At 43.7% G+C, this 6,347-nt stretch carries 6 protein-coding genes and 1 tRNA gene; 4 read left to right on the plus strand and 3 right to left on the minus strand.

Going from position 1 to position 6,347, the window contains the following annotated elements; all coding sequences use genetic code 11:
* Positions 1–2: 2 nt before the first annotated feature.
* The 3 genes from IG80_RS0108745 to IG80_RS0108760 all read right to left on the minus strand — a co-directional run bounded on the left by IG80_RS0108745 (position 3) and on the right by IG80_RS0108760 (position 1,583).
* Complete coding sequence (locus IG80_RS0108745) at positions 3–716, minus strand: gamma-glutamyl-gamma-aminobutyrate hydrolase family protein (RefSeq protein WP_032113689.1); 714 nt, start codon at positions 714–716, stop codon at positions 3–5.
* A 445-nt stretch (positions 717–1,161) separates the two neighbouring features.
* A tRNA-Val gene (locus IG80_RS0108755) sits at positions 1,162–1,237 on the minus strand.
* Positions 1,238–1,307: 70 nt separating this feature from the next.
* Complete coding sequence (locus IG80_RS0108760) at positions 1,308–1,583, minus strand: HU family DNA-binding protein (RefSeq protein WP_032113691.1); 276 nt, start codon at positions 1,581–1,583, stop codon at positions 1,308–1,310.
* A gap of 241 nt (positions 1,584–1,824) precedes the next feature.
* Here IG80_RS0108760 and lgt point away from each other — a divergent pair, with 241 nt between their 5' ends.
* The 4 genes from lgt (at position 1,825) to adeD (ending at position 6,304) form a co-directional block, all read left to right on the plus strand.
* Complete coding sequence (gene lgt / locus IG80_RS0108765; protein WP_032113692.1) at positions 1,825–2,619, plus strand: prolipoprotein diacylglyceryl transferase; 795 nt, start codon at positions 1,825–1,827, stop codon at positions 2,617–2,619.
* Positions 2,612–3,679 carry a class I SAM-dependent methyltransferase gene (locus IG80_RS0108770; protein WP_032113693.1) on the plus strand — a complete coding sequence of 356 codons (1,068 nt, stop codon included), beginning with the start codon at positions 2,612–2,614 and terminating at the stop codon, positions 3,677–3,679. Before lgt ends, IG80_RS0108770 begins: the two co-directional genes overlap by 8 nt.
* Positions 3,680–4,441: a peptidoglycan editing factor PgeF gene (pgeF, locus tag IG80_RS0108775; protein ID WP_032113694.1), complete on the plus strand. Its 762-nt coding sequence runs from the start codon at positions 3,680–3,682 to the stop codon at positions 4,439–4,441.
* A gap of 159 nt (positions 4,442–4,600) precedes the next feature.
* Positions 4,601–6,304, plus strand: a complete 1,704-nt coding sequence (gene adeD, locus IG80_RS0108780) for an adenine deaminase (protein WP_032113695.1) — start codon at positions 4,601–4,603, stop codon at positions 6,302–6,304.
* Positions 6,305–6,347 lie beyond the last annotated feature (43 nt).

The following is a 6,347-nucleotide window of genomic DNA, read 5'->3' on the forward strand; positions in this document are numbered from 1 at the left end:
ATTTACCGCGCTGCCTTTAAAAAAGCGTCAATGATTTTTGTATCCGCCTGGCTAACTTTATACTCAGGGTGCCACTGCACACCAACCATAAAATGATTGGGATTGAGGGATTCTATACATTCAATTACCCCATCTTCGGCCCAAGCACTGGCTTTCATAGGAGGCGCTACAATTTTAACTGCCTGATGATGGGCGGTGTTGACAGGGGCAGATTCTACTTGAGTAATGGCGTGGAGTTGCGTTCCGACTTCAATCGCAACGTTATGTGCTGGCTGATGAGGGTTTGGCTGTTGATGGGCGATACACCTTTCTACTTCGTCAGGAATGTGCTGGATCAAACTTCCCCCAAAGGCAACGTTCAATACTTGCATCCCACCGCAAATTCCCAGAATTGGTTTGCCTTGTTCATAGATTTTTTTGGCAATTGCAAACTCAAAATTAGTTCGTGCAGGTTTCATCTTGACAGTTTCGTGAACTTCTTTAGCTCCAAACAAACGGGGATCGATGTCAAAATCACCCCCTGTTAGCAACAAACCATCAATCCTTGCAGCATAATCATCGACTAACTCAAGGTAATGTCCCAGCGGCAAAGGCACCCCACCTGCATTCACAATCACATCACAATAATTTTGGCGCAGCGCATACCACGGCATGGGAGAATAACCGCCGTTGTATTCTGCGTCTAAACTGATACCAATCACAGGTTTTTTTGTCATCGTCGTTTCGAAATTTTAAAAAGTTGATATAGAATAGAATATAGTAATTTTACTTGGAAAGTTGACATTTTCTCAGCTTATTTTGGCTATAAAACCTACCCAGCGCTACCCCCATCAAAAACCTCCATAGCAGGCCGAGGATACACGTGAGGATAGCCGTTGGGTTCAAGCTGTTCGGGCAAATTACGTCTGCCGCAAGCGCTGAGCATCATAGTGGCAAATGAAATAACTAAAATTGTCTTAATATTCATAGTTTGGGAAATATTTATAGGGAAAGAGCTTATGTATACCGGTTTCTGTTTTCGTATCTTAGAACTCATTTTTACCATAAACCTCCTCAAAAAGAACCTATAATAATAAAAGTCGACGTGAAACTGCCGGACATCATCCCATATCTTCCAGTTGTTTAGGATTTAAGGAAATAAGAGAATAAGGTGGAAAAGTATGGTGGGTGATGACGGGCTCGAACCGCCGACCCTCTCGGTGTAAGCGAGATGCTCTACCAACTGAGCTAATCACCCTTATCTCTTACTCTTCGCACCTTAATTTTTTTCTAGTTAAAAAGCAATAACTTTTTTCTAAAAAAATAAATTAACCAGAAACAGCTTCTTTAAGCTGCTTACCAGCACTAAACTTTGCCAAGCGCTTCGCTGGAATCTTCAATGGTTCACCTGTGCGTGGGTTTCGGCCTTCAGTCGCTTGACGGTTGGTAACAGCAAAGGTACCAAAACCGATCAGGCGAACGGCTTCACCATCACGAAGAGAATCAGTAATTGAGGAAAATGTTGCCTCGATTGCGCGTTCAGCATCTGCTTTTGTAAGACCAGAAGCTGCCGCGACTTGTGTAACTAGATCGTTTTTGTTCACGTGAGTTAACCCTATATTAACGTTTAACAATGACTACAACAAAATCTTATGACTTGATTTTATTTTAGGTCAATGACCTTTGTTAACTTTTTAACAGAAAAATTCAATATTTTTGTGGAGTTTTGCACATGAAAAAATTTATTTTCTTCATTTTTGCGATATTTTTACAAGGAAAAGCCTATACAAAGATCGTTTTCTATCGTAAAAATAGAAAAATTTTAATTATTATTTTTTAGAAAAAATGTTTTTAACACTTCCTTTTCCCATGATTGATCCAATTGCGATCTCAGTTGGCTCCTTCAAAGTATATTGGTATGGACTTGCCTATGTCGTCGGCACACTCCTCGCCTGGAGCTATGGAAACTCTCTCCTCAAGAAACATCCAACCGGTTTGAAGCAAGAGAATTTTGATGATGGCATTGTTTGGATTTTACTCAGCGCCGTTATAGGGGGAAGAATAGGTTATATCTTTTTCTACGACCCTAGCATGATCATCCACCATCCTCTTGAAGCTCTCAAAACGTGGCATGGGGGAATGTCGTTCCATGGTGGACTCATAGGCGTGATTATCGGCAGCCTCATTTTATGTCACCGCAAAAAAATTCATTATTTCAAGTTAATGGATCTCGTTGGAACTGGGATGCCCATTGTTTTATTCCTAGGTCGCCTTGCCAACTTCATTAATGCAGAAATGTATGGCCGCGTCACGGATGCCCCCTGGGGCATTGTTTACCCAAATGGTGGTCCTAATCCCCGCCACCCCTCTCAGCTTTACGAAGCCTTCTTTGAAGGCGTTATTTTACTCCTTTTCCTCAACTGGTGTTGGAAGCGTCCAACGCTCCGCGAAACACCAGGACGCATGAGTGGTTTATTCCTTATCGGTTATGGGTTTTTCAGAATCGCCATTGAATGCTTTAAAGAGCCAGAATCATGGGTCGGCCCCCTCACTATTGGGCAGCTACTTTCTTTGCCACTCCTGGGTATTGGCTGGTATTTGGTACGCCGCCCAGTAAAGATATCCAGTCCTGATGCTTAAGACGGTTTTACAGCAAGAGATTGCCGCCCGAGGCCCAATGCGCCTCGATCGTTTCATTGATTTTGTTCTATACCATGCGGCTGAGGGTTATTATCGCCGCACTGTTCCTGTGGGAAAAACAGGGGATTTTATCACCGCCCCTGAAATTTCCTCGATTTTTGGGGAGCTGATCGGTTTGTTTTTTCTTGATTACTGGCAGCGTGCAAATTGCCCTACTCCAGTTCGCCTTATTGAACTTGGGCCTGGCAAGGGGACGATGATGGAAGATATGTTGACCAGCTTTAAACGTCGCCCCGTCATTTTTGAACAATTGAGTGTTCATTTGGTAGAGGTTAGTGAATCTCTCAGGGCGTTACAGCAGAAAAAATTAGCCCCCTACTCTTTTGTGCATTGGCATTGCTCGCTTGAAGAAGTTCCTGACGGATTTCACCTTCTTATTGGCAATGAGTTTTTTGATGCCTTTTCTATTCGCCAATTCAACTATAGAGGCAGTGGTAATAAAAACACCTGGACTGAACGGTTTGTGACCGATGATGGAGATAATTTTGGCTTTGTCGAAATGCCCCTCTCACATCCCCCTGTAGATTTTACTCCCGATGCACCTTGCCTTATTGAAACATCTGAGACAAGCCTCGCGTATGCGGATCTTATCGCTGATAAACTTGCAAAAAAGGGAGGACTTGGTTTATTTATTGACTATGGCGCGGCAAAAGAACCATGGACAGGGGACTCCCTCCAAGCTGTCAAAAATCATCAGTTTGTTGAGGTTTTAGCAGAACCAGGGACAGCAGATATCACCCATCATGTCGATTTTTTAAGCCTACAGAAATGCTTTAAAAACAAAGGACTAAAAACTTTTGATATTCTCTCACAAAGAGAATTTTTAACTAACTTGGGGATTGAACTTCGACTAGAGCAACAAAAAAAACTGCTCTCCCCTCAAGAATTAAAAAGGCAACAACTCGCTATTTTTCGGTTGATAGGTCCACAATTTATGGGAGAATTATTTAAGGTTTTAGCAGTTGGGCAAAATAATGATATAACACCAGCAGGTTTTTAAATGATTCCACTCATTCAATGCGACTCTCTCAAGTCACTTCCAGGGATTCAACATGGCTTTACTACCCGCCAGGGGGGCGTGAGTACGGGGTTTTTTGACTCTCTCAATGTGTCCAAAGGAAAAGGTGATCTTGATGTGAATGTCATGGAAAATCGCCGCCGTATTGCAGTGACCCTTGGCTTAAACGCAGACAATCTCATGACGCTTAACCAAACGCATACCAATAAAGTTGAAATTGTCGATGAAACTTGGCAGGCAACCACCCTGAGGGAAGCAGATGCTCTTGTTACCAAAACCCCCAATAAACTACTTGGAATTATGACAGCTGATTGCGTCCCTGTATTGCTGGCTGATTCGAAAAATCAAGTGATTGCTGCCGTGCATGCTGGTTGGCGCGGCGCTGTAACAGGTATTCTGCAGAACACTGTGGAAGCGATGATTTCCTGTGGCGCTGAGCTTTCTCATATCCACGCCGCCATTGGTCCTTGTATTTGGCAGCAATCTTATGAGGTTGATCAACAATTTTACGAAAACTTACCGCAAGCCGTTGATCTTTTCGTGAAAAGTCCCAAAGAAAGCCACTGGTTGTTTGATTTGCCAGGATTTGTTCAGCGTACTTTGGAGCAGCAAAAGATTGCCGGTGCCACCCCCTCTAAGTATGACACCTATAGCAATCCTGACATGTTTTTTAGCTTCCGCCGTAAAACTCATCTGGGAGAAGCTAACTTCGGTTGTAGCCTCTCAGCGATTGTTTTGACATAGGTGTTTAGGCCCCTCAAGTAAAGGTTAATTATTTTGGTGAGGAAGTTTCACTTCAAATCTGCTTGCCATAATCCAGCCTTTTCAGTAATTTGTGGAGGAGATTCTCAAAGCTTTATAGTAAATTTATCCAAAAATTAGAGCAAACAAATGTGAGGCCCCATGGATCGATTCAGCCCAAACCGCGAACAGTTAAAGGAAATCTTAAAAGTCGCCCGAGGGGATCTTGAACCAGACTTGGTCATTAAAAATGTTCAGCTATTAGACTTGATTAATGGGGACATGCTCACAACCGACGTGGCGATAAAAGGCCGCTGGATTGCCGGTATTGGTGAGTATAAAGGGCCCACTCTTGTTGAGGCGACGGGCCTAACCATCATCCCTGGGTTTATTGATGCGCACACTCATATTGAATCCTCTCTCATGCATCCTTTTGAATTTGAAGCAGCAACGCTGCCGCAAGGAACGCTCACCACTATTTGTGATCCCCATGAAATCGGCAACGTATTGGGTGAAGCAGGAATCGCTTGGTTCTTGCGTTGCGCTAAACACATGCAACAAAAAATGTTGGTCCAAATCTCCTCGTGCATTCCGTCCCTTCCTGGGTTTGAAACCAATGGAGGATCCTTAAGTTTAGAGGCAATGAACCGATTAAAAGAATCGCCTTACGCCTTTGGCCTCGGTGAGATGATGAACCTCCCAGCCGTGGTGGCTGGCGACGATGAAGTGTTGGACAAGCTTGATCTCTTTCGCGGACGCCCCTTAGATGGACATGCGCCAACAATTCAAGGAAAAATGCTTAACGCTTATCGCGCGGCCGGTATTCAAAACTGCCATGAGAATGTCACTGCTGAGGAAGCGAAAGAGAAACTGAGGATTGGCATGGCGGTGATGCTGCGCGAAGGATCGGTTGCTAAGAATCTCGCCACTCTTGCTCCCATCGTCAACAGCTTTAACTCACATCAATGTCTTTTGTGTAGTGACGACCGTAATCCTTATGAGATTTATACGGAAGGACACATTAACTTTATGGTCAAGCAGTTGATTCAAAAACACAAAGTTCCCCCTCATATTGCCTACCGCTTAAGTAGTTATTCCGCCGCTCAGCACTATGGCTTAAAACGTCTTGGCCTCATTGCACCAGGTTACCAGGCTGACTTTTTGTTAATGAGCAATCTTGAAAATGTAGACATTCATCAAATCTTTGTGGATGGCAAACCATTAGATTTACAGACGCTCAACACCAACATAGAAAAACATTTCAAAGCTTCCCAACCACCGATTCATAACAGTATCAATAGCCATAATTTGGCTCCTGAAAACCTCCAGATTCACCTAGAAGAGGCAGGTGTTTACAATGTAATTGGTGTCATCGCCGATGAAATTATCACCACCCACGAAAAAATCATCTATTCTAAGGGTGATTTTCTCACGCGAAAAATTAATAAAATCGCAGTTTTGGAGCGTTATCAAGCAAGCAAACAACCAAGCCTTGGCCTTGTGGAAGGATTTCAGTTAGTCCAAGGTGCTTTTGCTTCCACCGTGGCCCATGACAGCCACAACATTATTGCAGTTGGTACGGAGGATACGGACATGTGTCTGGCGATGAATCATCTGAAATCCATTGGGGGTGGATTTGTCGTGGCCAATAATGGCAAGATTACCGCCGAACTCGCCTTGCCTCTCGCAGGTCTGATGAGTCTTGAGTCAAGCCACAGCATTGCTGACAAGTTAACTTTGCTAAAAAAAGCGATTAGGAATCTCGGGTGTGAACTGCATGAGCCCTTACTACAGCTGGCCTTTTTAGCCTTGCCGGTGATTCCTTCTTTGAAAATCACCGACAAGGGACGTAATAACTTCGTATAGCATACATTATACGAAGTTATACGAATCCACGCCGCCATTGGTC

The sequence above is a fragment of the Candidatus Paracaedibacter symbiosus genome (assembly GCF_000757605.1).
GTDB lineage: Bacteria > Pseudomonadota > Alphaproteobacteria > Paracaedibacterales > Paracaedibacteraceae > Paracaedibacter_A > Paracaedibacter_A symbiosus.

Excerpts from the sequence above, each read along its gene's own strand:
- pgeF (WP_032113694.1), top strand. The coding sequence starts at position 3,680 with ATGATTCCACTCATTCAATGCGACTCTCTCAAGTCACTTCCAGGGATT.
- adeD (WP_032113695.1), top strand. The coding sequence starts at position 4,601 with ATGGATCGATTCAGCCCAAACCGCGAACAGTTAAAGGAAATCTTAAAA.
- IG80_RS0108770 (WP_032113693.1), top strand. The coding sequence starts at position 2,612 with ATGCTTAAGACGGTTTTACAGCAAGAGATTGCCGCCCGAGGCCCAATG.
- IG80_RS0108745 (WP_032113689.1), bottom strand. The coding sequence starts at position 716 with ATGACAAAAAAACCTGTGATTGGTATCAGTTTAGACGCAGAATACAAC.
- lgt (WP_032113692.1), top strand. The coding sequence starts at position 1,825 with ATGTTTTTAACACTTCCTTTTCCCATGATTGATCCAATTGCGATCTCA.